Raw genomic sequence first — 26,613 nt, forward strand, 5'->3', positions numbered from 1 at the left:
GGTGCTGGTGGATCGGATCGGGTGGGACGTGGTCCTCGCCGTGGTCGTCGCGGCGTGGTTCGCCGTGACCGGGCTGGTCGAGCTGTTCTCGCGCACCCCCGCCGCCGGACGACGCGCAGCCGACGCCGAACCCGGGTGGGTCCGGGTGGGACGCCGCGTGCGTGGCGCCCTCGAGGTCATCGGCGCCGCAGCGGTGGCCGCCGGAGCGGTCATCGGCGCCCTCGGGCTGCGGGTGCCCTTCCCCGGACGCGCGGTCGGGCTCGGCCTCGCCGCGCTGGCCCTGTGGGGCGCGGCGGAGTCGGTGCGTCCCCCCTCACGGTGGGTGCGCGTGCTCCTTGCGGCGCTCGGTTTCGCCCTGGCCGTGTTCTACGCCGGCTTCCGGGAGTGACGTGGACCGCGACGGGGTGCTTGCCGCACGCCTTGCCACCCAGCGCCTGAACGGGCCGCCCGCGTCCGGACCGGCGTCGGCGGTGGCCGAGCTCCTCTGCGTCCAGGCCCAGGACGCGCCCCTGGCACGGGCCATGATCGCTCTGCGCTGCGGAGGCACCGATGCCGGTGTCCGGGCCGCGGTCGCGCGCGGTGAGCTCGTCCGCACCCACGTGCTGCGCCCGACGTGGCACTACCTCGCCGCCGAGGACCTGTGCTGGCTGCTGGCGCTCACCTCCGAGAAGGTCGAATCCGGCATGGCGTCGCGCCACCGCCAGTTGTCGCTCACCGCTGCCCGGGTCGACGCCGGACTCTCCGTGGTGGCCGACGCGCTGGCCGGGCTTCGCTTCGCCCCGCGTCCCACCCTCGGCGCGGCGCTGGCCGGAGCCGGCGTCCTCGACCGGGACGACCCGCTCTTCGGCCAGCAGGTGGGGCACGTCCTGCTGCTCGGCGAACTCCGGGCACTGATCTGTTCCGCTCCGGTCGAGGGCACCGAGCACCACTACGCCCTGGTCGAGGAGGTGGTGCCCGCCAGCCGTCCCCGGGAGCACCGGGAGGCCCTCGCTGAGCTCGTGCGTCGCTTCGTCGCCGGGCACGGGCCCGTCTCACCGTCCGACCTGGTGCGCTGGGCCCGCGTCACGCTCGGCGAGGTGCGGACGGCGCTGCGCGACCTCGACGGGCAGGTCGCCCCGCTCGTGGTGGACGGACAGGTGCTATGGCATGCCCCGGACGCCGTCCTGCCGGCCAGCCGGGCGCAGCGGGCCTGGCTGGTCTCGACCTTCGACGAGGTCTTTCTCAGCTACCGGACGGTGCCCTGGCCGCGGTCGGCCGGGCACCCCGCCGGCGAGGACCCCTACCGGTTCGCGGAGGCGGGCGGTGGGGTCGTGCTGTGCGACCTGGAGGACGTGGGCGCCTGGAAACGAACCCGCCGCGGCGGTCGCGTCCGGATCGACCTCGAGCTCGACACCACCCTGTCCCCCTCGGCCCTCCAGGCGATCGACGATGCCGCCGCGACGCTCGCCACGGTGATCGCCTGAGCACACAGGCCGGTTCGTACACCTAGGCTGGGCAACGACCGCGAAGGAGCCCCATGAGCAGCGAGCAGGACCCCGTCGGGGGACCCGCGCGCCTGTGGGACACCCCTGCGACACCGGCTCCAGGGCCGGATGCGACGCCTCCGGCCTTCCCCACCCCCGACCAGTACGCGGGTGCTGCGGCGGGGCCGGCTTTCGCCGCGCCCGACCCCTCCTGGCAGCAGCCCCCCTCCGGCCCCACCCACCCCGGCCCCTTCCAGGGCTACCCGCCCCCGCCGTACCCGGGCCAGGCGTACCCGCCCCCGCCGTACCCGCCCCCGCCGTACCCGGGCCAGGCGTACCCGAACCCGTACGGCCGGCCCACCGCCCCCCAGCCCTACGCCCATCAGGCCCCTCCCGGCGCACCCTGGACGCCGCCGTACCACGGCCGGGCCGGGTTCCCACCCCCGGGCGGAGCGCCGCAGGGCCCTCCCCCACACTGGGTGGCGGCCCCGCCCCGGGCACTCTCGGACGGGCGGTACGACCCACCCCCTTCGGCGGGACGCGGTTGGCTGGTGGCGCTGCTGAGCGTGGTCGGTGTGGTCGTCGTCGGACTGATCGCTGCGCTGGCCGTGCCGTCCTTCACGGCCCTCGAGGTGCCCGGTCGCCGTCCGGAAGGCACGGCCTCGCCGGTGCCGCCGTCCGCTTCGGCGAGCCCCACGCCCGGCTCGCCGACGGCCGAGCCCAGCCCGACGATGCCGAGCGACCCCGTGGCGGTGCTGAAGAAGAACCCGATCTACACGGTGAAGGTGCCGGCGAAGTGCCCCAGCCAGGGCAGGCCGAGCAGCAAGGCGGCCTTCCGCACCCAGGTGAAGGCCCTGCTGGCCTGTGAGAACACGGCCTGGAAGAAGGCGCTCGCGCCGACAGCGGTCGAGTTCGCCAAGCCGAAGGTCACGTTCTACGACGTCCGCACCACCACCCCGTGCGGCAAGCTGGGCAACACCTTCCCCGCCGCGTACTGCAGCGCCGACCGCACGCTGTACTTCTCGACCGCCTCCTACCAGCAGGGTCGCTACTACCGGCTGGCCGTGGCGCAATTCGTGATGCACGAGTACGCCCACCACGTGCAGGAGCTGGCCGGCATCTTCTCCGCGGAGGACGCGCTGGACGAGAGCCGGGCGGTGACCACCCGCCGCGTGGAACTGCAGGCCCACTGCATGGCCCACTACCAGCTGACCCACTCCGACCTGGGATTCGACAGTCTCGACCGGTCGGACGCGGAGTACCAATTCAGCTACACCAACGACGCCAAGGGCCACGGCTCGGTGAAGGCCGAGCGCTACTGGGGACGTCGCGGTCTCGACGCCTCCACCATCGGCGCCTGCAACACCTGGAAGGTCAAGGCTTCGGTGGTGAAGTGAGCGACGGGCCGTCGGCGCGCCCGCGCGCGATGGTGGCTGGGCTCGGGGCACGGCCTGCCGTCTCACCAACGCACAATTGGTCAGACCAGGTACGCAATTTCAGTTAGTCTGGGTGTCGGCAGGCAACCCCCGCCCCGCCCGTGGCACGTACCCCGACGCCGCGGCGCACAGAATTCCCCAACGACGAGCAGGCGTCACCCGCCTGCGCCCTGAAGGAGACCGATGACCGCCGAGGTCGAGGAACGAACCCCGCTCTACCGCGACGACGCCTGGGAGGGCTTCACCACCGGGCCGTGGACCGACCGCATCGACGTGCGTGACTTCATCCTCTCCAACTTCACCCCCTACACCGGGGACGCCGCCTTCCTCGCCGGGCCGACCGCCCGCACCCTCACCGTCTGGGAGACCCTCCAGCGCGACTACCTCAGCGTGGAGCGCGCGAAGCGCGTCTACGACGTCGAGACCCGCATCCCCGCCGACGTGGACGCGTTCCCGGCCGGCTACATCTGCGACGAGGACAACCTGGTCGTCGGGCTCCAGACCGACACCCCGCTGAAGCGGCCGATGATGCCGGCCGGCGGCTGGCGGATGGTCGAGACCGCCATCACCGAGGCCGGGCTCACCCCCGACCCGAAGATCAAGGAGATCTTCACCCGCTACCGCAAGACGCACAACGAGGCCGTCTTCGACATCTACACCCCCCGCATCCGGGCCGCACGGAGCGCGCACCTGGTCACGGGCCTGCCGGACGCCTACGGCCGCGGCCGGATCATCGGCGACTACCGCCGTGTCGCGCTGTACGGCGTCGACCGGCTGATCGAGGCCAAGAAGGCCGACATGGACTCCATCGTCGACCAGCCGTTCAGCGAGAACTGGGCCCGCTACCGTGAGGAGCACGCCGAGCAGATCAAGGCGCTGAAGAAGCTGAAGAACCTCGGCGAGGAGTACGGCTTCGACCTCGCCCGCCCGGCGACGACCTTCGTCGAGGCCGTCCAGTGGACCTACTTCGCCTACCTCGCCAGCGTGAAGAGCCAGGACGGCGCCGCGATGAGCATCGGGCGGCTGTCCGGGTTCTTCGACATCTACGCCGAGCGCGACCTCGCCGCGGGCATGATCACCGAGTCCGGGGCCCAGGAGGTCATCGACGCGCTGGTCACCAAGCTGCGCATCGTCCGCTTCCTGCGCACGATCGACTACGACCAGATCTTCTCCGGCGACCCGTACTGGGCCACCTGGACCGACGGCGGCTTCGCCGACGACGGCCGGACGCTGGTGACGAAGACGTCCTTCCGCCTGCTCCAGACGCTGCGCAACCTCGGCCCGGCCCCCGAGCCGAACATCACGATCTACTGGGACGCCGCGCTGCCCGCCGGCTACAAGGACTTCTGCGCGCAGATCTCGATCGAGACCTCGGCGGTCCAGTACGAGTCGGACGCGGAGATCCGCTGCCACTGGGGCGACGACACCGCGATCGCGTGCTGCGTCTCCCCGATGGCCATCGGCAAGCAGATGCAGTTCTTCGGCGCACGGCTCAACGCGGCCAAGACGCTGCTGTACGCCATCAACGGCGGTCGTGACGAGATGTCCGGGCGGCTCGTGGTGCCCGGCCTCGCCGGCATCGAGGGCGACGGCCCGCTCGACTTCGACACCGTGTGGGCGAAGTACGACGAGATGCTCACCTGGGCTGTCGAGACCTACGTCGAGGCGCTGAACATCATCCACTACAGCCACGACAAGTACGCCTACGAGGCGATGGAGATGGCCCTGCACGACGACGAGATCGTGCGCACGATGGGCTGCGGCATCGCCGGCCTGTCGATCGTGGCCGACTCGCTGTCGGCGATCCGGTACGCCACGGTCACGCCCGTCCGCGACGACTCGGGCCTGGTCGTGGACTACCTCACCGAGGGCGAGTTCCCGATGTACGGCAACGACGACGACCGGGCAGACGAGCTGGCCTCGCTCGTGGTCTCGACCGTGATGGACAAGATCCGCAGGATCCGGATGTACCGCGACGCTGTGCCCACCCAGTCGGTGCTGACCATCACCTCGAACGTCGTCTACGGCAAGGCCACCGGCGCCTTCCCCTGCGGGCACGCCGCGGGGACGCCGTTCGCTCCGGGAGCCAACCCGGAGAACGGCCGCGACACCCACGGCATGCTCGCCTCGATGCTCAGTGTCGGCAAGCTCTCCTACGACGACGCGCTCGACGGCATCTCGCTGACGAACACGATCACCCCGGACGCCCTCGGGCGTTCCGAGGCGGAGCGGGTGGCCAACCTCGTCGGCATCCTCGACGGCGGCTTCGGCGAGGGGCTCTACCACGCGAACATCAACGTGCTGAACCGGGAGACGCTGCTCGACGCGATGGCGAACCCCGAGAACTACCCGCAGCTCACCATCCGGGTGTCGGGCTATGCGGTGAACTTCACCAAGCTCACCCGGGAGCAGCAGCTGGACGTGCTGTCGCGCACGTTCCACGAGGCTGTCTGAGCGTGGCCCTGACGTCGGTGGAGGTCGCCCCGGGGTATGAGCCCGGGGCGCTCTCCCCCGCTGCGCCGGCGCGGGCCCCGATGCTGGGGGGCGTCCCGGTGGCCACCGGTCTCGACCGTGCCGGGCTGCTGCGCGCCCAGCGCACCGGGGAGGTCGGGTCGGTGCACTCCTGGGAGCTGGTCACCGCCGTGGACGGTCCCGGCACCCGCATGACCACCTTCCTCGCCGGCTGCCCGCTGCGCTGCCTGTACTGCCACAACCCCGACACGATGAACGCCAACCGTGGCCTGCCGGTCCGCGCGGACGACCTGCTGGCACGGATCCGCCGCTACCGCGGGGTGTTCCGGGCGAGCGGCGGCGGCATCACCCTCTCCGGCGGCGAGGTGCTCGCGCAGCCCGCCTTCGCGCGCCGGGTGCTGCGGGGCGCGAAGGAACTGGGCGTGCACACCGCGATCGACACCTCCGGCTTCCTGGGCGGCAACGCCGACGACGCGATGCTCGCCGACGTCGACCTCGTCCTGCTGGACGTGAAGGCCGGCGACGAGGACACCTACCGCAGGGTGACCGGACGGGCGCTCGCGCCGACGCTGGCGTTCGGACGCCGGCTCGCCACGGCCGGGATCGAGACGTGGGTCCGCTACGTGCTGGTGCCCGGGCTCACCGACGACCCGTCCACGATCTCCCCGGTCGCCGACTACGCGGCGTCCCTGGGCACGGTGAGCCGGGTGGAGGTGCTGCCGTTCCACCAGCTGGGCCGCGACAAGTGGACCGAGCTCGGCCTGGACTACGCGCTGGCCGCGACGCCGCCGCCCACGCCGGAGCAGCTGGCCACCACCCGCGCGATCTTCCGCGACCGGGGCCTGGTCACCTACTGAACCCGGACGGCCGCCGGCACGCCGGCTCAGGCCAGCGCCGCGAAGCCGTCCTTCACCTGGTCGATGAGCTCCAGTCGCCGGTCCCAGGGCAGGAACGCACTCTTGGCCGCGTTCAGGCTGAAGCGACGCAGGTCGTCCAGGCCGTACCCGAACGCCTCGCTGAGCAGGGCGAACTCCCGGCTCAGCGTGGTGCGGCTCATCAACCGGTTGTCGCAGCTCACCGTCACTCGGAACCGCAGCCGGGCGAGCAGCCCGAACGGATGCTCGGCGATGGTGTCGCAGATGCCGGTCTGGAGGTTCGAGGACGGGCACACCTCGAGGGCGATCCGGCGGTCGCGCACGTACCCGGCCAGTTCTCCCAGCGTGCCGTCAGCGGCGATGTCCTCCACCAGCCGGACGCCGTGCCCGAGCCGGGACGCGCCGCAGAGCTGGACGGCCTCCCAGATCGACGGCAGCCCGAACGCCTCTCCGGCGTGGATGGTGAACTCCATGTTGCGGCGCTTGAGGTAGTCGAACGCCGCGGCGAAGCGGCTGGGCGGGAAGCCGTCCTCAGCGCCGGCGATGTCGAAGCCGCAGACCGAGTCGTGCCGGTAGGCCACGGCCAGCTCGGCGATGTCGGTGCTCGGGGTGGCGTGCCGCATCGAAGTGAGGATCTGCCGGGCGATCACGGGACGCCCCGCGTCGGCGCACGCGGCCATGCCCTCGGCGAGGCCGTCGCGCACGGCCTCGACCGCCGCGGGCAGGCTCAGCCCGCCGGCGAGGTGCTGCTCGGGGGCCCAGCGGGCCTCGGCGTACACGACGCCGTCCGTGGCCTGGTCCTCGACGAACTCGCGCGCCACCCGCCGGAGCTGGTCCGCGGTCTGCATCACCGCGATGGTGTGGGTGAAGGTCTCCAGGTAGCGCTCGAGGGAGCCGGAGTCGGCCGCGCCGTAGAACCAGTCGGCGAGCGCCTGCGGGGAGTCGGCCGGCAGCGGGTGCCCGATCGCCCGAGCCTCCTCGAGGATCGTCGCCGGGCGCAGCCCACCGTCCAGGTGGTCGTGCAGGGCGACCTTCGGCATCGCCCGGCAGACCTCGATCGGCACCACCACTACAGGTCCTCCCCGGTCACGTGGGTGATCTGCTCGGGACCGAACGCCTGCGGCAGCACCTGATCCATCGTCAGCACGCCGGCGGGGGTGTCCACCAGCAGGGCGGGCCCCCCGTGCTCCCACAGGAGCTGGCGGCACCGGCCGCAGGGCATCAGGCGCTCCCCCAGCGCGTTCGCGCAGGTGAAGGCCACCAGCCGGCCGCCGCCAGTGGCGACGAGCTCGGACACGAGGCCGCACTCCGCGCACAGCGCCACGCCGTAGGCGGCGTTCTCGACGTTGCACCCGGTGACGACGCGGCCGTCGTCCACCAGCGCGGCGGCACCCACCGGGAACCGGGAGTACGGCACGTACGCGCGCCCGAGCATCGCCGCGGCGCGGGCCCGCAGGCCGTCCCAGTCGACGCCGACGCTAATGGCCCTCGCCCTTCCGGTAGACCTGCCCGTCCGCCGCGGGCATTCGCAGCCTCTGCGCCGAGAAGGCCAGCACGAGCAGGGTCGCGATGTACGGCGTCATGTTGGTGAACTCCGCCGGCACCTCGTCGGTGAGCGCGTACCAGGCGAGCACGCCGAGCGCGAGGGCGATGCGCCACAGGCCGAGGATCGGCTGGCCGTGGCGGTGGCGGATGTACTGCCAGATCGCCCAGCCGAGCAGCAGCAGGCCGATCGGCAGCAGGTAGGCGTGGATCACGTCGCCCCGGCCGCGCAGCTGGATCGCGTCCGCGTACCCGAAGAGCATCGCGCCGGCGGCCAGGCCACCCGGGCGCCAGTTGCCGAAGATCATCGCGGCGAGGCCGATGTAGCCGCGTCCACCGGTCTGGCCCTCGCGGTAGAGGTTGGACGCCACCAGCACCAGGAACCCGCCGGCCAGGCCGGCCAGGCCGCCGGAGACCAGCACGGCGAGGAACTTGTAGCGCAGCACGTTCACGCCCAGGGTCTCCGCCGCCTGCGGCGCCTCGCCGCAGGACCGCAGCCGCAGGCCGAAGGGCGTGCGCCACAGCAGCCACCACGTCAGCACGAGCAGCCCGACCGAGATCACCGTGAGCACGTTCACGTTGGTGGTCACCGCGCGCAGGATGCCGGCCAGGTCCGCCACCAGCCACGTCCGCGACTGCTCCAGCTGGAGCAGGGCGTCGCCCAGCCCGGGGATGGACAGGAACGGCAGCTGGTCCAGCGGCGGCGACTGGGTGGGGCCTCCGCCGGGCAGCCCGGAGAAGGTGCGGACGGCGAGGTAGGAGCCCGCGCCCAGGCCCAGCAGGTTCACCGCGACGCCGGACACGATGTGGTCGACGCCGAAGATGACCGTGGCCAGGGCGTGCACGGCGCCGCCGAGGACGCCCATCATCACCGCGCCGAGGATGCCCGCCCAGGGCCCGTAGTGGAACCCGAAGAAGGCGGCACCCCAGGTGCCGAGGATCATCATGCCCTCGAGGCCGATGTTGACCACGCCCGAGCGCTCGGACCACAGGCCGCCGAGGCCGGCCAGGGCGAGCGGCATGGCCAGCCCGATCGCCGCGGCGAGCGCGCCGGAGGAGTCGATGTCGTTGGCGCCGGTGAGCACCCGGACGGTGGCGATCACGACGATCGCCCCGCCGATCAGCGCCGGCCAGTACCAGCGGGGACGCCCCGTGGGCAGGGCCGCCTGGAGCGGCTGGGTCGCCGTGGCGCTCATGCCGCCACCTCCTTCACCTGGGTGGGGGCCTGGGCGGCGAGTTCACGTGCCACCCGGCGTTGCTCCATGCGCAGCCCGGCCCGGCGCACGACCTCGTAGGCCACGACGACCGAGAGCACGATGATGCCCTGGATGATGAGGACGAGCTTGTCGGAGACGCCGGCTCCGATCTGGAGGCCGTTGCTCAGCTGGTTGAGGTAGCCCCACAGCAGCGCGGCCACGCCCATGCCGATCGGGTTGTTGCGCCCGAGCAGCGCCACCGAGATGCCGGCGAAGCCGAGGCCCGCCTGCACGGTGTCGCCGTAGGCGAAGTCCTGCCCGAAGAGCAGCGGCATGCCGACCAGGCCGGCCACCGCTCCGGACAGCAGCATCGAGATCACGACCATCCGCTTCACGTTCACGCCACTGGCCACGGCGGCGGTCTCGGACTGGCCGGTCGCGCGCAGGTCGAAACCGAACCTGGTCTTGTTCAGCACGAACCAGAACGCGACGCCGATGGCGATCGAGAGGAACACCAGGCCGTAGACCTCGCGCCCGGTGCCCAGCAACGCCTCGAGGTTGATCCCGGGGACGCGGGAGTCCTCCGCCAGCACCCGTGTACTGGTGGCGTTGGAGCCCTCCACCTTCACCGCAGCGCTCTTCAGCATGAAGGCGACCAGGTAGGTGGCGATGTAGTTCAGCATGATCGTGGCGATGACCTCGGACACACCGCGTCCGACCTTCAGCAGGCCGGCGATACCGGCCCAGACGGCGCCGGTCACCATGGCCACGATGATCGAGACGATGATGTTCAGCCAGCCGGGCAGGAAGTGCGCCCCGGCGAAGACCGCCGCGGCGAAGGACGCGATCCGGTACTGGCCGTCGACGCCGATGTTGAACAGGTTCATCTTGAACCCGATCGCCACCGCCACCGCGGACAGGTACAGCACGGTCGCCTCGTTCAGGATCGCCACCATCTGGCGGGGCAGGGGCGCCTTGAACAGCACCTGCCACACCGCGAGCACCGGGTCGCCGGCGGCCAGCAGGATCAGGGTGGTCAGCAGCAGCGCCACCACGATCGCGAGCACAGGGGCCGCCAGCCCCAGGCCGAGCTTGCGCACGTCGAGCTTCATCGCAGGTCCCCCTCCGCGCCGTCAGCGCCGGTCATGGCCGAGCCGAGCTGCTCCTTGGTCACCACGTCCGGGTCGAACTCACCGGACAGCCGGCCGCGCAGGATGACCCGGATGGTGTCGGAGAGCCCGACGAGCTCCTCCAGGTCGGCCGAGATCAGCAGCACGCCGAGGCCGTCCCTCCGGGCCGACTTGATCAGGTCCCAGATCGCGGCCTGCGCGCCGACGTCGACGCCGCGGGTGGGGTGGGCGGCGAGCAGGACGCGCGGCTTGTGGCTCATCTCGCGCCCGACGATCAGCTTCTGCTGGTTGCCGCCGGACAGCGACGCGGCGGTCACCAGGATGGACGGGGTGCGCACGTCGAAGTCGCGGACGACCCGTTCGGTGTCGGCCTTCGCCGCCCGGGCGTCGATCAGGGCGCCCTTCACGTTCGGCGCCTGGGTCTGGTGGCCGAGGATCATGTTCTCCCACAGCGGGGCCTCGAGCAGCAGGCCGTGCCGGTGGCGGTCCTCGGGGATGTAGCCGACGCCCGCCTCGCGGATCTCCCGCACGCCGGCCTCGGTGATGTCGGTGTCGGAGAGGAACACCCGGCCCGCCGTGGGGCGCCGCATGCCCATGACCACCTCGACCAGCTCGGCCTGGCCGTTGCCCTCGACGCCGGCGATGCCGACGATCTCGCCGGCGTGGATGTCGAGGGTGATCCCGTCCAGCAGCTTGGCGTTGCCCACCCCGGCCAGCTCGACGCCGTCCAGCCGCAGCACCACGGTGTCGGTGACGGTGGACTCCTCCGTCTGCGGCGAGGGCAGCTCGGAGCCGACCATCAGCTCGGCCAGCTGGCGCGCGGTGACCTGCGTCGGGTCGACCGCAGCGACCGTGGTGCCGCGGCGGATCACGGTGATGTCGTCGGCGACCGAGAGCACCTCGTCGAGCTTGTGGGAGATGAAGATCACGGTGAGGCCCTCGGCCTTGAGTTCGCGCAGGTGGTCGAACAGCTCGGTGACCTCCTGCGGCACGAGCACGGCGGTGGGCTCGTCGAGGATCAGGATCCGCGCGCCGCGGTAGAGGACCTTCAGGATCTCGATGCGCTGCCGGTCGCCGACGCCGAGGTCGGCCACCAGGGAGTCGGGCTCCACGCGCAGGCCGTAGTCGGCGGAGATGCGCCGGATGGTCTCCCGTGCGGCGTCGCCGATGCCGTGCAGCTTCTCCGCGCCGAGGACCACGTTCTCGAGCACGGTCAGGTTGTCGGCCAGCATGAAGTGCTGGAACACCATGCCGATGCCGGTGCGGATCGCCTCCGTGGGGCTCTTCAGCACGACCTGCTCGCCGTTGATCGCGATCGTGCCCTCGTCCGGCTGCTGCACGCCGTAGAGGATCTTCATCAGCGTCGACTTGCCGGCACCGTTCTCGCCCACGATGGCGTGGATGGTGCCCTTGCGGACGCTGAGGGCGATGTCGCGGTTGGCCACCACGCCGGGGAACCGCTTGGTGATCCCCTTCAGCTCGACGGCCAGCGCGGCACCGGCCGCCGGAGGTTGTTGCTCGAACTCCACGTCAGTGGACATGCGTACGCTCCTCGTCGCTTCCCGGTGGGACGGGGAGGCGGGGCGACCCCTCACGTCCGACTCCCGGCACTCTAGTGGGAAAAGGGTCGGCCCGGGCCACACCTGTGGGTGCGACCCGGGCCGACGCGGTGTTCAGCCTCTGGTGGGGCTCAGATCACTTCGCGGGGACCGTGATGGTGCCGTCGATGATCTGCTTCTTGTACTCGTCCAGCTTCGCGGTGATGTCGTCGATGTGGCCACCGGTGGTGGAGTAGCCGACGCCATCGGCCTTCAGGTCGAACACGGTGTTGCCGGCCTTGAAGGAACCTTCGTGAACGGACTTGATGAAGGTGTACACGCCCACGTCCACGCGCTTGAGCATGGAGGTCAGGATGACGTCGCGGACGTCCTCGGCAGCGGTCTTGGCCTGGTCGGAGTCGACGCCGATGGCCCACTTGCCGGCCGCCTTGGCCGCGGTGAAGACGCCACCACCGGAACCGCCGGCTGCGTGGTAGACCACGTCCGCGCCGTTCTGGTACATGCCCTCAGCGGCAGCCTTGCCCTTGGCGACGTCACCGAAGCCGGAGAAGTCCGGCGGCTGGGTGAGGTACTTGGAGTCGATCTTGATGTCGGCCTTGACCGCCTTCGCGCCGGCCACGTAGCCCGCCTCGAACTTCTTGATCAGGTCGGTCTCGACGCCGCCGACGAAGCCGATGTGGCCGGCCTCGCTCTTCAGCGCGGCAGCCGCGCCGACGAGGAACGAGCCCTCGTTCTCGGCGAACGTGATGTTCATGATGTTGGCGCCGGTCGAGGCCTCGGACGCGTCGTCGACGATCGCGAACTTGACGTCCGGGTTCTCCTTGGCGACCTTGCCGACAGCACCGGCGTAGGCGAAGCCCACGGCGACGATGTTGTTGTAGCCGGCGTCGATCAGCTGGTTGAGGCGCTCCTCGCGAGCCGACTCGGCCTCACCGTTGGTGGCCGCGGCCTCCTTGGTCTCCACGCCGAACTCCGCGGCGGCCTTGTCCAGGCCCGCGGCGGCGGAGTCGTTGAAGGACTGGTCCCCACGCCCGCCCACGTCGTAGGCCATACCCACCTTGATCTTGGGGGCCTCAGAACTCGCGGAGCCGCTGGCGGACGGGGTTGCCGCGCCGCCGCTGCTGCACGCTGTGAGAGTCAGGGTGGCCGCGGCGGTTGCCGCGATGACGATCTTCATCACCTGTCGCACGGTGTCTCCTTTTGGAATTTCCCGGGTCGCTAGATGGCGACCCATTTGGTGACTCTAGTGCTCCCGGAGGCGGCGCTCTGCCACGACGGCGAGACCTGTGACGAACCGTTACCGAAAAGTAAGCAACCGCTCCCGGCGATAGCATGGGGTGGTGGAGATGGACACCTTCCGCGCCGAGGCGGAGAACCTCGTGACCAGCCGCGCGCTCGGCTACGACCAGAAGCTGCGGCGGCTCGCCTCCCTCGCCGGGAACGCCCTGGACTACCCGCCCCTTTCACCGCTCTGCGCGGAGGCGCTCGAGGCGCGGGTGATCTGCGACATGTACGAGGGCAACCGCCCGATCACCCCCCGCTACGTGCTGCCCGACTACGCGAAGGCGCTGCGCAACGGCGTCGCACACCTCGAACTCGAGCCGCCCAGGACGCTGGACGACGCCCTGTCGTTCCTCACCATCCTCTACAGCCAGGTGCCGTCGGTCACCACCTACCCCGTGTACCTGGGCGACCTGGACGCGCTGCTCGAGCCGTTCGTCCCCGCCGACCTGCCGGACGCGGAGCTGGACGCGAAGCTGCGCCGCTTCTGGATCCAGCTGGACCGCCTGCTGCCCGACGCGTTCGTGCACGCCAACGTCGGCCCGGGCGACTCCCGGGTGGTCCGCTCCATCTGGCGCGTCGAGCGGTCGCTGCGCCAGGTCGTGCCCAACCTCACGCTCAAGGTGGACCCGGAGCTGACCCCGGACGACCTCATCGAGGACGCGGTCCGCACGGTGTTCGTCACCGGCAAGCCCCACTTCGTGAACCACCCGATGATGGTCGCCGACCACGGCACCGACTACGCGGTCGTCAGCTGCTACAACTCGCTGAAGACCCGCGGCGGCGCGCACAGCCTCGTCCGGCTGAACCTGAAGGAGGCCGTCGCCCGGCACGCGGGCGGGCTGGACGCGTTCTGCGCGGAGTCCCTGCCGCACTGGGTAGAGCTGACCTGCGAGCTGGGCGAGGCGCGGATCCGCTCGCTGGTGGAGGACCAGGGGTTCTTCGCGAGCAACTTCCTGGCCACCGAGGGACTGGTCGACCTCGACCGGTTCTCGCTGATGTTCGGCGTCTTCGGGCTGGCCGAGTGCGTGAACGAGCTGATGGCCCGCGAGGGCACCGACGCCCGCTACGGGCACGACGAGCGGGCGAACGTCGCGGCCTGGACGATCACGCGCCGGATCTCCGACCTCGTCGCCGCCCGTCCCCTGCCCTACTGCGGCGGCGGGAACGGCTTCGCCTACCTGCACAGCCAGAGCGGCATCGACCTCGACCTGGACACCACCGCCGGTACCCGGATCCCGATCGGCGACGAACCCGGGCTGCGGGAGCACATCGCGGCCTGCGCGCCGCACCACGCGCTGTTCCCCGCCGGGATCTCCGACATCTTCCACGTCGACGAGACCGTGACGGCCAACCCGCAGGCCATGGTCAACGTCATCCGGGGTGCCCTCGAGGTCGGCATGCGCGACTTCACGTTCAACCTCGACTCCAACGAGTTCATCCGGATCACCGGGTACCTCGTCCGCAAGTCCGACCTGGTGGGCGTCGAGGAGCACGGTGCCCGCCACTCCAGCGACTATCTGGCCGCGACCGCGGAGATCAACCACACGGTGACCACCCGAGCGGTCAAGCGCGTGATCGCTGCAGAGCTCAGCCCCCGGGGGTGACGACGGGCGCAGGCACCGGGCTGGTCACCGACGTCATCGAGTTCTCCGCGGTGGACGGCCCGGGCAACCGGTTCGTGGTCTTCCTCCAGGGGTGCACCTTCGACTGCCTGGCCTGCCACAACCCGTACACGATCAACCCCTGCATCGACTGCGGGGACTGCGTCGCGTCCTGCCCGTCGGGGGCGCTGTCGGTCGACCGGGCGGGCAAGGTCGTCTGGGACGCCGCGACCTGCACCGGCGGGGACACCTGCCTGGACGTCTGCGAGTACGACTCCACCCCGAAGGCCCGCACCCTTGAGGTGGCCGACCTGGTCGAACGCCTGCGTCCGGCCGTGCCGTTCCTGGCCGGCGTGACCGTCTCGGGCGGCGAGGCGACGGCCCAGCCGGCGTTCCTGCACGCGCTGTTCGCGCAGGTGAAGGCCCGCTTCCCCGCGCTCACCTGCTTCGTGGACTCCAACGGCGACGCCGACGTGGCGACCTGGGACCTGCTCGACCCGGTGCTCGACGCCGCGATGATCGACCTCAAGTGCCTCGACGACGACCTCCACCGGCGCATCGCCGGCGCGTCCAACGCCCGGGTGCTCGACTCGATCCGCCTGCTCGCCGCGCGCGGGAAGCTGTTCGAGGTGCGGCTGCTGATGCTGGCCGGCGTGAACGACGACGACGCCGTCCTCGAGCGCACCGGGGCGTGGCTGGCGTCCGTCGACCCGCGGATGCGGGTGAAGGTGATCGGGTTCCGCCACCACGGCGTGCGTCCCTCGCCCGTGCCGCTGCGCGAGCCGACCGCAGCCCAGCGCGCCCACTACGCCGACGTGTTGCGGGGCGTCGGCGACTTCGACCTGGTGGTCGTGTAGCGGGGTCAGGCCGGATCGACCCGCCAGCGCGGGAGCACGTCGCCCGAGCCGGGCCAGCCCTCAGTGCCTGCGGTGGGGCGGCCAGAGGCCAGGGGCGTCCACCGCGAACGCGCGCAGGATGGCGTCGGAGGCCTCGAGGGCCGACAGCTCGCCGCTCTCCACGTCCGCCTCGAGGCCGGCGCGGATCGCACTCACCCCCGGTGAAGCGCGCAGCGCGTCCTCCAGCTCGCCCCGCACCAGCGCCCACAGCCACTCCCGCTGCTGGCGGGCCCGGCGCGCGTCGAGCTCGCCGGCCTCCTCCAGGGCTGCGCGATGGGCGAGGATCGCCTGCCACACCTCGTCCAGCCCCTTGCCGGTGAGGGAACTCGACGTGAGCACCGGCGGTCGCGGCGCCTTCGGGTCGGAGTTGATCAGCTTCATCGCGATCGAGAGCTCGCGCGCGGTGACCCGGGCCTCGCCCTCGTGCTCGCCGTCGGCCTTGTTCACGGTGATCACGTCGGCCATCTCGAGGATGCCCCGCTTGATCCCCTGCAGCTGGTCGCCCGCGCGCGCCAGGGTGATCAGCAGGAAGGTGTCCACCATGCCGGAGACGGCCACCTCGGACTGGCCGACGCCGACGGTCTCCACCAGCACGACGTCGTAGCCCGCCGCCTCGAGCACCAGCATCGACTCCCGCGTGGTGCGGGCCACGCCGCCGAGGTGGCTGCCGGCAGGAGAGGGACGGATGAAGGCCCGCTCGCTCTGCGCGAGCTCGCCCATGCGCGTCCGGTCACCCAGGATCGAGCCGCCGGTCTTCGCCGACGTCGGGTCGACGGCCAGCACGGCGATCCGGTGGCCCTGGTCGATGAGCCGCCGGCCGAGGGCGTCGATGAACGTCGACTTGCCCGCGCCGGGGACGCCGGTGATGCCGACGCGCACCGCCCTGCCGGTGTGCGGGCGCAGGATGCGCAGCAGGTCGGCAGCGACGGCGTGGTGGGAGGGCTTGCTGGACTCCACCAGCGTGATCGCCCGGGCGATGCCGCCGCGCTGGCCCGAGAGCACCTGGTCGGCGAGCAGCTCGGGGTCGAGGTTCGGACGGCGCACGAGCGCCGGGTCACGCCGCGGCGGCGCGGTGTCCCCATACTGGCGACCCGGTGTCGGGTCGGACTCCAGCCACAGTGGCGGCCGTTCCTCAGTCATTGCGCTTCCTCATTCCACGCCGGCGGTCCGGACGGGACCCACCAGCGTTCCGGGGAGAAGGGTCGAGCCTGCCGGGACTCCGGCAGGCTCGGCCCGTCTAGCTGCTGGTCACGCAGCGTCGAGGCGCTCGCGCAGCTTCGCGAGCAGCTCGATCGCCGACTCCGGGATGACGGTGCCGGGCGGGTAGATCGCGTCGGCCCCGGCGGCGTACAGCTCGTCGAAGTCCTGCGGCGGGATGACCCCGCCGACCACGATCATCATGTCCGGACGGCCGAGCTCGTCCAGTGCCTTGCGCAGCGCCGGCACCAGCGTGAGGTGGCCGGCGGCGAGCGACGAGACACCGACCACGTGGACGTCGGACTCCACCGCCTGGCGGGCGGTCTCCTCCGGGGTCTGGAACAGCGGGCCGACGTCGACGGTGAAGCCGAGGTCGGCGAACGCCGTCGAGATCACCTTCTGGCCGCGGTCGTGCCCGTCCTGGCCCATCTTGGCGACCAGGATGCGGGGACGGCGTCCCTCGACCTTCTCGAACTCGTCCACCAGGGCGCGGGCCCTGGCCACGGCCTCGGTGGAACCCGACTCGGAGTTGTACACACCGGAGATCGTACGGATGTTGGCGGTGTAGCGGCCGAACACCTTCTCCAGCGCGTCGGAGATCTCGCCCACGCTGGCCTTGGCGCGCGCGGCGTCGATGGCGAGCTTGAGCAGGTTCCGCTCGGGGTCGGTCGAGTCGGGGTTGGACGCGGCCCAGGTGAGCTTCTCCAGCGCGGCGTCGGTGGCCGCCTGGTCGCGCTCGGCGCGCAGCCGCTGCAGCTTGGCGACCTGCTCCTCGCGCACCTTGGCGTTGTCGACCTTCAGCACCTCGGGCATCACGTCGTTCTCGACCGTGTACTTGTTGACGCCGATCAGCGGCTGGCGACCGGAGTCGATCCGGGCCTGGGTGCGGGCCGCGGCCTCCTCGATGCGCATCTTGGGGATGCCCGCCTCGATCGCCTTGGCCATGCCACCGGCGAGCTCGACCTCCTGGATGAGGTCCCAGCCCTTGCGGGCCAGCTCGTAGGTGAGCCGCTCCACGTACGCGCTGCCGGCCCACGGGTCGATGACCCGGCAGGTGCCCGACTCCTGCTGGATGAACAGCTGGGTGTTGCGGGCGATGCGCGCCGAGAAGTCGGTCGGCAGGGCGATGGCCTCGTCCAGGGCGTTGGTGTGCAGCGACTGGGTGTGGCCCTGCGTGGCGGCCATGGCCTCCAGGCAGGTGCGGCCCACGTTGTTGAACACGTCCTGGGCGGTGAGCGACCAGCCGGAGGTCTGGCTGTGCGTCCGCAGGCTCATCGACTTCGGGTTCTTCGGCTCGAACTGGCGCACCAGGCGGGCCCACAGCAGGCGGGCCGCGCGGAACTTGGCGACCTCCATGAAGAAGTTCATGCCGACGGCCCAGAAGAAGCTCAGCCGTGGGGCGAACTGGTCGACCTTCAGGCCCACGGACTCGCCGGCGCGGATGTACTCCACGCCGTCGGCCAGGGTGTAGGCCATCTCGATGTCGGCGGTCGCCCCGGCCTCCTGCATGTGGTAGCCGGAGATCGAGATCGAGTTGAACTTCGGCATGTGGGCCGAGGTGAACGCGAAGATGTCGGCGATGATCCGCATCGACGGCGCCGGCGGGTAGATGTAGGTGTTGCGGACCATGAACTCCTTGAGGATGTCGTTCTGGATCGTGCCCGCGAGCTGCTCCAGCTTCACCCCCTGCTCCTCTGCCGCGACGACGTAGAGCGCCAGGATCGGCAGCACCGCGCCGTTCATGGTCATCGAGACCGACATCTGGTCCAGCGGGATGCCGTCGAACAGCTGCCGCATGTCCAGGATCGAGTCCACGGCCACACCCGCCATGCCGACGTCACCGGTCACCCGCGGGTGGTCGGAGTCGTAGCCGCGGTGGGTGGCCAGGTCGAACGCGATCGACAGGCCCTTCTGGCCGGCGGCCAGGTTGCGCCGGTAGAACGCGTTGGACTCCTCCGCGGTGGAGAACCCGGCGTACTGCCGGATGGTCCAGGGCTGGTTGACGTACATGGTGGCGTAGGGCCCGCGCAGGAACGGCGGGATGCCGGGGTACGTCTTGAGGAAGTCCAGGCCCTCGTAGGCGGAGTCGTCGAACAGCGGCGGCACCAGGATGTGCTCGGGGGTCAGCCAGCCCTCGGCGAGCGCCGGGCTGGCGTCCTCGACGGACGGGGCACCGAGCTCGATGCCAGCGAAATCGGGGATGGCGCTCACTGGGCCACTCCAATCCGGTCAAGGGTGCCCTCAAGGAAGGCGACCACGTCCATTCCGTCGAACACTTCGCCGTCGATGACGGACGTGTCCTCTGCGCCGGTCTCTGTCCTGCGGCCGGCGATGTAGACGGTTTCGATACCCGCGCCCTTCAGCGCGGTGGCGACGGCGATGGCCTGGCCGGCGTACACCTTCGCCGACGAGCACAGGATCGCCATCTTCGCCCCGGACGCCGCGGCCTGCGCCGCGATCTCCTCGGGGCTGCCGCCCTCCGAACCGGGGAAGTCGATGCCGGCGACCAGCAGGACGTTCGAGGTGAACATCTCGCGGCCACCGAAGTCGCGGCGGGCGCCGAGGCAGGCGAGGAAGACCTTCGGCTTCTCCACCGCAGCGGTGACGCGGTCGCGCAGCGCCTCGAAGACCTCGGAGTCGCGCACCGGCGCGAGGCCGGCGGCCGCGGGGGCTGCCGGGCGGGGACGCGCGGTGATCGGCTTCTCGTCCTTCATCGGGAACATGCTCACGCCGGTGATCGGCTGCTTGCGGGTGGCCAGCCGCGTGCGACGCTCGGCGGTGGTACCGGCGATCCGCTCGGCGACCATGCCGGACTCGAGCGCGGAGACCATGCCGCCGGCCGCCTCGATCGCCTGGAACGCGTCCCAGGCCTTCGCTGCGAGCTGGTCGGTGAGGCTCTCGACGTACCAGGAGCCACCGGCCGGGTCGTTGACCCGACCGATGTTCGACTCCTCCGCGGCGAGCAGCTGGGTGTTGCGGGCCATCCGGCGGCTGAAGTCGTCCGGCAGGCCGACGGCGGTGTCGAACGGCAGCGTGGTGATCGCCTCGGCCCCGCCGACGGCGGCGGAGAACGTGGCGATCGTGCCGCGCAGCAGGTTCACGTAGGGGTCGTCCCTGGTGATCATCCGCCAGGAGGTGACCGCGTGCTGCACCGCGCCGCGGGACGCCGACGGTACGCCGGAGACCTCGCCGATCCGTGCCCACAGGCGCCGCAGCGCGCGCAGGCGGGCGATCGTCAGGAACTCGTCGGCGTTGGCGGAGACCCGGAAGCAGATCTGGCCGAAGGCCGCGGACGGGGAGACCCCCGCCGCCTCGAGGTCGCGCAGGTAGGCGACGCCGGTGGCGATGGCGAAGGCGAGCTGGTCGACGTCGCCGGCGCCGGCATCGTCGTAGGGCAGCACGTCGACGGTGAGCGCGCGGACGCCGGGCAGTTCTGCCAGCACGGCCTGCACCCACTCGGCATGCGGGGCCAGGTCGGCCTTCTCGCCGGTGCGGGCGGCCAGGGCCAGGGCGTCGAGGCCGAGGTTGCCCTTGGCGCCGGTGGCACCCGTCCCCGTCCAGAACGCGGCCAGCGCCTTCGCCGCCGCGACCTGGTCGGTGGAGCTGGAGACCGAGACCGGGGCCAGCGCGGGCTTCACGCCGGCGAGGGCTGCGGGGAGGTCGTCCGCGGCGATGGCACCCTCGCCCACGCGCAGCCACAACGACGTGGCCCCGCGCTGGAGGTCGGCCAGCACCTCGGCGTTCGTGAACGCGACGTCGGGGTCCTCGTGCAGCGCGCGGACGTCCCACGCGGTGCCGTGGACGGAGGCGCCACGGGTGAAGGGCATCGCGCCCGGCACTCCGAGCGGCCCGACAGGTTCGGTGTACAGGGGCTCGATGGTCAGGCCGTCGACCGTGCTGGTGCGCAGCCGCGACATGGCCTGATCGATGGTCAGTTCCTTGCCTTCGGGACGTCGCCGGTTGAGGACCTTCAGGACCTCGACCTCCCAGTCGTCACGGCTGGGAGCAGCGAAATCGCCGGCAAGCTGAAGGGGCGTGTCGGTCATGGCCTCACCCTATCGCCGCCACCCCCGGCACCGTTCCGGCCTGACCAATTCGGGACGGGTGCGCAAGACCCCCCGCCACATGGTGGACAACGTGCGCGGAACAGCCTCCGGGAGGCCGGTCCGGGGTACCTCGGCCGGGGACGGGTCAGGTCCGGCAGGCGGCGAGCAGCCGGCCAGCGAGCGCCCTGGCCGCGTCCCTCAGCTCTGGCCCGCCGACGATCCGGAACGGAGCCGGGATGCCGGCGAGCATCTCGGCGTACCAGTCGGGGTCGTTCGTGCTGCCCAGGAGCAGGCAGGAGGCGTCGTCGACGGGCTCGATCCGTCCGATGGTCGCCGGCACCCAGGCGGACGCCCGTTCCGCCGGCGCCTCGATCACCACCTCGGTGGGGTACGCCCAGCCGAGGGCGAAGTTGCGCTCGAGCAGGGCGACCGGGTCGAGGTCCGCGGGCGGCTCGAACGCGTCCTCGAGCAGCTCGACGCTGCGGATCCGGTCGAGCCGGTACGTGCGCAGGGCCGCGTTGCTGACACGCCGGGAGAGCAGGTACCAGCGGCCCTGCCGGACCACCACGGACCACGGCTCCACCCGGCTCGACCACTCGGTGCCGTCCTCGTGGCGGTAGCCGATCCGCACCTGCCGCCGCAGCGAGCAGGCGTGCACGAGCCGGGCGGTCACCGACGGGTCCGCGGGTGCGGCGTGCCGGTCGGGCACCGGGCGGGCGGTCCGTCGCACCAGTTCGGCCTGGGCGGCCACGGCCTCGGGCAGCGCGCGCATGATCTTGCGCAGCGCGTTCGCCACCGGGTCCGCGCTGTCGGAGGTCTCGTGGTGGCCCTCCAGCACCGCCATCACGACGCCGAGGGCCTCGGTGGCGCTGAACACCAGAGGCGGCAGGCGGACGCCCCGCCCCACCCGGTAGCCGCCGTGGCGGCCCCGCTCGGACAGGACGGGGATCTCGGCCTCGCGCAGGATCCCGACGTAGCGTCGTGCGGCGCGCTCGGAGACCCCGAGCTCGCGGGCGAGCTGGCCGGCGGTCGTCCCGGGCTGGTTCTGGAGCAGTTCGAGGACGAGCAGCGCGCGGGCCGTCGGGCTGCTCTCCTGCGTCCGAGCGGCCAAGGTTCCTCCGGATTCGTCGCGATGGTCCGGAACAATCCGGAAGTAGAACGTCCGGTATCAACTCTACGGTCGATCCATGACACAAGGAATCACCCTCCGCACCCCTGCTGCCGACCTCCGTCGACCGGCGCGGCCCGCCCCCGTGGTCGGTGACGGCGTTCCGGCGAGTGGCGTCCTCGAACGCGCCCGCGCCGCCGCGCGCGCGGCCTAGCGGTGGTGGCCCCGCTGGCTCCCCGAACTGCCGGACTCCCTCGTCGACGACGTCGCGCCGGGTCGCCGGTCCCCGGGCGTCGCCGCACGGTGGGAGCTGAACCGCCTTGACGCGCGGCTGGGGGTGCGCCTGTACTGACGACGGAACCGACGACCCGGACAGGGGGACGCGGATGGCGCCCGGAGCCGACATCGGCATGGAGTTCAGCTTCTCCGCCGCGCTGGTGGAGTGGCGCGGGCCGGCGCCCTACCACTTCCTGCCGCTGCCCGAGGGGGCGAGCGAGGCCATCGGCGAGGTGGCCGGAGCGCTCACCTACGGCTGGGGGGTGATCCCGGTGACGGCGACGATCGGCCGCACGCGGTTCACCACCTCGCTGTTCCCCCGCGAGGGTGGCTACCTGCTGCCCGTGAAGGACGCGGTGCGCTCCGCGGAGGGGATCCGTCCGGGCGAGCCCGTGGCGGTCACCGTCGCCGTCGGCACCCAGGCCTGAGGGGGCGTCCGCTCAGCTGACCTGGCGGACCAGCGCCTCCGCCGAGCCGATCATGGTGGCGGTCTCCCGCTCCCAGTCGGGCTCCTGGCCGCGGAACGGGCCGGTGGCCAGGGAGATGATCACCGCCGCCGAGCGCAACCGCAGCTCGGCGGGGTCGACCCGGGTGTCGAAGACCGGGACCCAGCGCCGGATGAGCTGGTGCACGCGCGCCTCCTGGCTGGCGTTCATGCGCTGGATGGTCGACAGGTGCGCCACCAGGCATGCGAGGTCGTCCGCGCGCCGGCCGGGCCCGACGGTGTCGGTGTCGAGCAGGCCGCACACCCGTCCCCCCGCGACGTGCACCTGGCCCTCGTGGAAGTCGCCGTGGGTGGGCTCGTTCCCCGGCGGGATCGGCGCGAGGCCCTGTCCGATGAGGTCGACCAGGCGGTTGAGCTTGGGCTCGAGGCTCGGCATCGCGGCCGACACCATGCGCGCGTAGTGGCGCACCGCGTCCGACCACGGCGGACGCCGCTCCAGCCGGGCGACGGAGGCGGGCATGGAGTCGAGCAGCTCGATCAGGCCCTCCGCCGTGCACGGCTCCGTGGTGCCGAAGATCGCCCGGGCCAGCGGCTGGCCGGGAAGTTCGCGCAGGATCAGCAGGTGGTCGTCGGTGGTGGCCGCCACCTCGGCGACAGGGACACCGGCCTGCTCCAGCAGCCGGTGGCGCGCCAGCACGTCGTCGAAGAGGCGGGCGCGGAGGACCTTCACATAGACGACCTGGTCGCCGAGTCCGACCCTGACCACCGCGCGGCGTCTGGGCCGGTAGCCGATCATCTGCAGGTTCAGGTCGTCGGGCTGGACGGGGCGCGAGAACACGTGGTGGCTGTTGGCCACCTCCGCCATCGACTCGGCGTAGGCCGCGCGGGCCAGCCCGGGCAGGTCGGGGTCCTGCGGGTAGATCCACACCGCGACCTCGCGCTGGCCGTCGGCGAAGATCTCGGCCGCGGTGTCGGTGTCCGCGGGGCCCGAGGCCCGGGCGCTGACGCCGAGCAGTTCCTCCCGGCGGCCGTAGGGCCAGTCGACGAGCGCGGAGTAGGTGGCGGTGGTGGACTGGGCCGGGTTGGCGTCCACGTGGTCGAGGGCCCAGGAGACGAGCGTCCCGCCGGCGTGCTGGACGGCTGCGGCGAGCAGGGCGCCCACATCGTCGGACGTGAGCAGGACCGAACCGTCGGGATCGGACGCGGGCACCTCACCTCCTTGTCAGCGCTGGCTGGCAGAACACTACTGGTGACACGCTCCGCTCTCCTACAACGACGGGCCATCCGTCGACCCGGACGCCGGCCGGGTCGCGGCGGAGTCAGGCCTCGGGGACGGAGACCGGGCCGAGGTCGGTCAGCCGCAGCCGCGCGGCACGGCGTCCGTCGAGCTCGGTGACCCGCAGTTCGAAGGTGCGGGCCTCGGCCTGCTCGTCCTGCGGCGCGAGCTCGACCGTGCACGCGTCGCCCACCTGCGGCAGCGTGCCCAGCTGCGCCATCACGAAGCCGGCGACGGTGTCGTAGGGGCCCTCGGGCAGCACGTACCCGACCTGCTGGCCGAAGTCCTCCAGCGTCACCAGGCCGTCGAGGTCGGTCGTGGCGTCCCGGTTTGCGCCGGACGGGGCGGACTCGACGTCGAACTCGTCGGTGATGTCGCCGATCAGCTCCTCGATGAGGTCCTCGATGGTCACGATCCCCGCGGTGCCGCCGTACTCGTCGCGCACGATCACCAGGTGCTGGCGGGTCTGGCGCATCTCGGTGAGGGCCCTGAGGATCTTCACCGTCTGCGGCAGCGACGCCACCGGGCGCACCAACTGGCTCACCGGGGCGTTGCGCTCGGCCGGGTCGAGGTCGGCGAGGTCGCGGATGTGCACGAAGCCGATCACGTCGTCCAGGTCCTCCCCGACCACGGGGTAGCGGCTGTGCGGCGCCTCCTGCACCTCCCGGAACGCCTTGTAGGCGGGCATCGAGCCGTCGAGGAAGTCCACCTCCGTGCGCGGGATCATCGCCTCACGAAGGCTCACCTCGCCCGCGGCGAACACCTCGTCCACGATCTGGCGCTCCTCGTCGCCGAGGGTGAGCGAGCTGCCCACCATCGCCCGCAGTTCCTCGTCGGTGACCTCCTCGCGGGAGGCGTTGGGGTCGCCGCCGAGGATGCGCACGACCAGGTCGGTCGACTTGCCGAGGAACCAGATCACCGGGGTGGCGAGCCGGGCGATGGCATTCACCAGCGGCCCGAGGGTGAGCGCGAAGGACTCGGCACTCTGCATGGCCAGCCGCTTGGCGGTGAGCTCGCCGAGGACGATCGAGAAGTAGGAGATCGCAATCGTGATCAGCACGAGCGCCAGAGTCTGCGCCACCCCGTCCGGCACGCCCCAACCGCCGAGGACGAGGCCGAAGCTGTCCGCGAGGGTCGCCCCGCCGAACGCCGCGGACAGGAAGCCGGCCAGCGTCACGCCAATCTGCACGGCGGAGAGGAAGCGGTTCGGGTCGGCGGTGAGGTGGGCGACGGTCTGGCCGCGCTTGCCGCGCGTGGCGAGCTGCTTGACCTGCGACTCACGCAGCGAGACCAGGGCCATCTCGGCGGCTGCGAAGACGCCGCCGATGATGATGAACAGGAAGATCAGCAGGATGTCCCCGACGATCGGGCTCATGCGGGGCCCCCACAGGGTTGTTCAGGGGAGCGCGGCGGAGGAGAACTCCGTGGGGTGCTCATGCTACCCGTCGCAGGGTCAGGGTCGTCCACGCGGCGATTGTATCGAGTGGTCCCGGCCCGCCCCTGCGCCGCGAGCGGCCGCGCGCCCCCGGGCCGGTGTAGCCTCCCGGCCATGGCGAGTACGGGGTTCCGGTTCGACCGGGGAAACCTGGGCAAGCTGCTCGCCCTCCCGCGCTACGTGCTGGGCGCGCTGCACGCCCGCTCGGTGCGACGCGATCCGGGGCTGTGGGTGGTCGGCAGCGCCTTCGGTCCCGCGGACGGCGCGCTGGCCTTCCTGCGCGCGTCCGCCGCGCTGCCCGACCCGCCGCACCTGGTCTGGCTGAGCCGCTCCCCCGAGGAGGCGGAGCGGGCCAGGGCCGCCGGCATCGACCGGGTGGTCGACAAGGACTCGCGGGAGGGCTACCAGCTGACCCTGCGCGCCGGCCTCGCCGCGGTCACCCACGGGTTCGGCGACGTCAACCGGTACGCGCTGTCCGGGGCGGTCATCGTCCAGCTGTGGCACGGGGCGCCGCTGAAGAAGCTGCACGCCGACTCCCCCGCCGTCACCAGCCTCGGCCCGCTGGGACGCGTCCCCGGGGTGCCGCGACTGATGCGCGCCGCCTACCGGCGCGGCACCCGCCGGATCTCGTTGCTGCCCACCTGTTCGGGCTTCTTCGCCCCGTTCCTCGCCACGGCCTTCGACCTGACCAACGGGCAGGTGCAGGTGCTCGGGGAGCCCCGCGGCGACGTCCTGTTCACCGGGACGGAGGCGGAGCGGATCGCGGCCGCGCGCGCGGTCCTCGCCCCGCACCGGGGCGGGTTCACCGACAGCCGGGTGGTGCTCTACGCCCCCACCTGGCGCGACGGGGACCCCGACCCCGGCGTGCCGACCGAGCAGCAGTGGCTGCGGATCGAGGAGCTGTGTGAGCGGCTCGACCTCGTGCTGCTGGTGCGCCCCCACCCGCTCGGCGTGGGCGAGTACAACCACGCCTCGCCCAGGGTGCGCCTGCTCACCGCGGAGCAGCAGCCGGAGTCGATGCCGCTGTTGTGGGGCCTGGACGCCCTGATCACCGACTACTCCTCGATGCTGGTCGACTTCGCGGTGACCGGCCGCCCGCTGCTGCTCCTCGCGCCCGACCTGGAGTCCTACCGGGCCTCGCGCGGGCTCTACGTGGACTATTCGTGGCTCGCCGGTGGCAGCTGGAGCACCGACTGGGACCAGGTGCTCGATCGCCTGGAGGCCGTCCTCACCGATCCGGGGGCCGCGGTGTCCGCGTCCGCCCACAGCCGGGACCTGGCGTCCACCTTCCACGAGTGGACCGACGGCGGCAGCGCCACGCGCGTCGCCCGCGCCGCCGCCGACCTCGTCCGCCGTCGCAGCCGCTGAGTCGCTCC

Annotated in this window: 21 protein-coding genes; 9 read left to right on the forward strand and 12 right to left on the reverse strand. The window is 71.7% G+C overall.

The features are described from left to right. The first annotated feature begins 7 nt into the window (after positions 1-7). The 5 genes from ACFQQJ_RS00255 (at position 8) to pflA (ending at position 6,228) form a co-directional block, all read left to right on the forward strand. Positions 8-388: a hypothetical protein gene (locus ACFQQJ_RS00255; protein WP_377103054.1), complete on the forward strand. Its 381-nt coding sequence runs from the start codon at positions 8-10 to the stop codon at positions 386-388. Position 389: 1 nt separating this feature from the next. Next, the gene (locus ACFQQJ_RS00260; RefSeq protein ID WP_377103055.1) at positions 390-1,463 is read left to right on the forward strand and encodes a winged helix DNA-binding domain-containing protein; all 1,074 of its coding nucleotides are present in this window, start codon (positions 390-392) and stop codon (positions 1,461-1,463) included. A 53-nt stretch (positions 1,464-1,516) separates the two neighbouring features. Further along, on the forward strand, positions 1,517-2,860 hold the full coding sequence (locus tag ACFQQJ_RS00265) for a neutral zinc metallopeptidase (RefSeq protein WP_377103056.1): 1,344 nt from the start codon (positions 1,517-1,519) through the stop codon (positions 2,858-2,860). A gap of 222 nt (positions 2,861-3,082) precedes the next feature. Then, a complete protein-coding gene (gene pflB, locus ACFQQJ_RS00270) occupies positions 3,083-5,353 on the forward strand; it encodes a formate C-acetyltransferase (RefSeq protein WP_377103057.1) in 2,271 nt (756 codons plus the stop codon). A 2-nt stretch (positions 5,354-5,355) separates the two neighbouring features. Then, the gene (gene pflA, locus ACFQQJ_RS00275) at positions 5,356-6,228 is read left to right on the forward strand and encodes a pyruvate formate-lyase-activating protein (RefSeq protein WP_377103058.1); all 873 of its coding nucleotides are present in this window, start codon (positions 5,356-5,358) and stop codon (positions 6,226-6,228) included. A gap of 26 nt (positions 6,229-6,254) precedes the next feature. On the opposite strand, the gene ACFQQJ_RS00280 is transcribed toward pflA, so the two are convergent. From ACFQQJ_RS00280 to ACFQQJ_RS00305, 6 genes are all read right to left on the reverse strand, one after another. After that, positions 6,255-7,313: an adenosine deaminase gene (locus tag ACFQQJ_RS00280; RefSeq protein ID WP_377103916.1), complete on the reverse strand. Its 1,059-nt coding sequence runs from the start codon at positions 7,311-7,313 to the stop codon at positions 6,255-6,257. Positions 7,314-7,315: 2 nt separating this feature from the next. After that, complete coding sequence (locus ACFQQJ_RS00285) at positions 7,316-7,729, reverse strand: cytidine deaminase (RefSeq protein ID WP_377103918.1); 414 nt, start codon at positions 7,727-7,729, stop codon at positions 7,316-7,318. Beyond that, positions 7,725-8,984 carry an ABC transporter permease gene (locus tag ACFQQJ_RS00290; RefSeq protein WP_377103059.1) on the reverse strand — a complete coding sequence of 420 codons (1,260 nt, stop codon included), beginning with the start codon at positions 8,982-8,984 and terminating at the stop codon, positions 7,725-7,727. The genes ACFQQJ_RS00285 and ACFQQJ_RS00290 overlap by 5 nt, the downstream gene beginning before the upstream one ends. Beyond that, the gene (locus ACFQQJ_RS00295) at positions 8,981-10,096 is read right to left on the reverse strand and encodes an ABC transporter permease (protein ID WP_377103061.1); all 1,116 of its coding nucleotides are present in this window, start codon (positions 10,094-10,096) and stop codon (positions 8,981-8,983) included. The genes ACFQQJ_RS00290 and ACFQQJ_RS00295 overlap by 4 nt, the downstream gene beginning before the upstream one ends. Further along, on the reverse strand, positions 10,093-11,655 hold the full coding sequence (locus tag ACFQQJ_RS00300) for an ABC transporter ATP-binding protein (protein ID WP_377103062.1): 1,563 nt from the start codon (positions 11,653-11,655) through the stop codon (positions 10,093-10,095). Before ACFQQJ_RS00300 ends, ACFQQJ_RS00295 begins: the two co-directional genes overlap by 4 nt. A 154-nt stretch (positions 11,656-11,809) precedes the next feature. Beyond that, positions 11,810-12,862 carry a BMP family protein gene (locus ACFQQJ_RS00305; protein WP_377103063.1) on the reverse strand — a complete coding sequence of 351 codons (1,053 nt, stop codon included), beginning with the start codon at positions 12,860-12,862 and terminating at the stop codon, positions 11,810-11,812. Between the two features lie 157 nt (positions 12,863-13,019). Here ACFQQJ_RS00305 and ACFQQJ_RS00310 point away from each other — a divergent pair, with 157 nt between their 5' ends. Together ACFQQJ_RS00310 and ACFQQJ_RS00315 are read left to right on the forward strand one after the other, a co-directional pair. Continuing rightward, entirely contained in the window at positions 13,020-14,561 is a 1,542-nt protein-coding gene (locus tag ACFQQJ_RS00310; protein ID WP_377103920.1) for a YjjI family glycine radical enzyme, read from the forward strand. Continuing rightward, positions 14,558-15,415 carry a YjjW family glycine radical enzyme activase gene (locus ACFQQJ_RS00315; RefSeq protein ID WP_377103064.1) on the forward strand — a complete coding sequence of 286 codons (858 nt, stop codon included), beginning with the start codon at positions 14,558-14,560 and terminating at the stop codon, positions 15,413-15,415. Before ACFQQJ_RS00310 ends, ACFQQJ_RS00315 begins: the two co-directional genes overlap by 4 nt. Before the next feature lie 60 nt (positions 15,416-15,475). On the opposite strand, the gene meaB is transcribed toward ACFQQJ_RS00315, so the two are convergent. The 4 genes from meaB to ACFQQJ_RS00335 all read right to left on the reverse strand — a co-directional run bounded on the left by meaB (position 15,476) and on the right by ACFQQJ_RS00335 (position 21,808). Next, positions 15,476-16,594, reverse strand: coding sequence for a methylmalonyl Co-A mutase-associated GTPase MeaB (gene meaB / locus ACFQQJ_RS00320; RefSeq protein WP_377103065.1), 1,119 nt, complete (start codon positions 16,592-16,594; stop codon positions 15,476-15,478). A 108-nt stretch (positions 16,595-16,702) separates the two neighbouring features. Further along, entirely contained in the window at positions 16,703-18,862 is a 2,160-nt protein-coding gene (scpA, locus tag ACFQQJ_RS00325) for a methylmalonyl-CoA mutase (protein WP_377103066.1), read from the reverse strand. Then, positions 18,859-20,697 (reverse strand): methylmalonyl-CoA mutase small subunit, encoded by a 1,839-nt coding sequence (gene mutA, locus ACFQQJ_RS00330; protein WP_377103067.1) that lies wholly within the window; start codon positions 20,695-20,697, stop codon positions 18,859-18,861. The genes scpA and mutA overlap by 4 nt, the downstream gene beginning before the upstream one ends. A 145-nt stretch (positions 20,698-20,842) precedes the next feature. Further along, a complete protein-coding gene (locus tag ACFQQJ_RS00335; protein ID WP_377103068.1) occupies positions 20,843-21,808 on the reverse strand; it encodes a helix-turn-helix transcriptional regulator in 966 nt (321 codons plus the stop codon). A 383-nt stretch (positions 21,809-22,191) separates the two neighbouring features. Here ACFQQJ_RS00335 and ACFQQJ_RS00340 point away from each other — a divergent pair, with 383 nt between their 5' ends. Continuing rightward, on the forward strand, positions 22,192-22,509 hold the full coding sequence (locus ACFQQJ_RS00340) for a DUF1905 domain-containing protein (RefSeq protein WP_377103069.1): 318 nt from the start codon (positions 22,192-22,194) through the stop codon (positions 22,507-22,509). A 12-nt stretch (positions 22,510-22,521) separates the two neighbouring features. Here the strand turns inward: ACFQQJ_RS00340 and ACFQQJ_RS00345 are convergent, their stop codons facing one another. Together ACFQQJ_RS00345 and ACFQQJ_RS00350 are read right to left on the reverse strand one after the other, a co-directional pair. Further along, the gene (locus ACFQQJ_RS00345) at positions 22,522-23,736 is read right to left on the reverse strand and encodes a phosphotransferase (protein WP_377103070.1); all 1,215 of its coding nucleotides are present in this window, start codon (positions 23,734-23,736) and stop codon (positions 22,522-22,524) included. Between the two features lie 109 nt (positions 23,737-23,845). After that, entirely contained in the window at positions 23,846-25,177 is a 1,332-nt protein-coding gene (locus ACFQQJ_RS00350) for a hemolysin family protein (RefSeq protein WP_377103071.1), read from the reverse strand. A gap of 174 nt (positions 25,178-25,351) precedes the next feature. On the opposite strand from ACFQQJ_RS00350, the gene ACFQQJ_RS00355 reads away from it, so the two are divergent. Further along, complete coding sequence (locus tag ACFQQJ_RS00355; RefSeq protein WP_377103072.1) at positions 25,352-26,605, forward strand: CDP-glycerol glycerophosphotransferase family protein; 1,254 nt, start codon at positions 25,352-25,354, stop codon at positions 26,603-26,605. Positions 26,606-26,613: the final 8 nt, after the last annotated feature.

This window comes from Propionicimonas sp. T2.31MG-18 (assembly GCF_964266745.1).
Taxonomy (GTDB): domain Bacteria; phylum Actinomycetota; class Actinomycetes; order Propionibacteriales; family Propionibacteriaceae; genus Propionicimonas.

Coding starts and splice junctions, on each gene's coding strand:
- ACFQQJ_RS00265 (WP_377103056.1), top strand. CDS start 1,517: ATGAGCAGCGAGCAGGACCCCGTCGGGGGACCCGCGCGCCTGTGGGAC.
- pflB (WP_377103057.1), top strand. CDS start 3,083: ATGACCGCCGAGGTCGAGGAACGAACCCCGCTCTACCGCGACGACGCC.
- ACFQQJ_RS00290 (WP_377103059.1), bottom strand. CDS start 8,984: ATGAGCGCCACGGCGACCCAGCCGCTCCAGGCGGCCCTGCCCACGGGG.
- ACFQQJ_RS00295 (WP_377103061.1), bottom strand. CDS start 10,096: ATGAAGCTCGACGTGCGCAAGCTCGGCCTGGGGCTGGCGGCCCCTGTG.
- ACFQQJ_RS00300 (WP_377103062.1), bottom strand. CDS start 11,655: ATGTCCACTGACGTGGAGTTCGAGCAACAACCTCCGGCGGCCGGTGCC.
- ACFQQJ_RS00310 (WP_377103920.1), top strand. CDS start 13,020: ATGGACACCTTCCGCGCCGAGGCGGAGAACCTCGTGACCAGCCGCGCG.
- meaB (WP_377103065.1), bottom strand. CDS start 16,594: ATGACTGAGGAACGGCCGCCACTGTGGCTGGAGTCCGACCCGACACCG.
- mutA (WP_377103067.1), bottom strand. CDS start 20,697: ATGACCGACACGCCCCTTCAGCTTGCCGGCGATTTCGCTGCTCCCAGC.
- ACFQQJ_RS00340 (WP_377103069.1), top strand. CDS start 22,192: ATGGCGCCCGGAGCCGACATCGGCATGGAGTTCAGCTTCTCCGCCGCG.
- ACFQQJ_RS00350 (WP_377103071.1), bottom strand. CDS start 25,177: ATGAGCCCGATCGTCGGGGACATCCTGCTGATCTTCCTGTTCATCATC.
- ACFQQJ_RS00355 (WP_377103072.1), top strand. CDS start 25,352: ATGGCGAGTACGGGGTTCCGGTTCGACCGGGGAAACCTGGGCAAGCTG.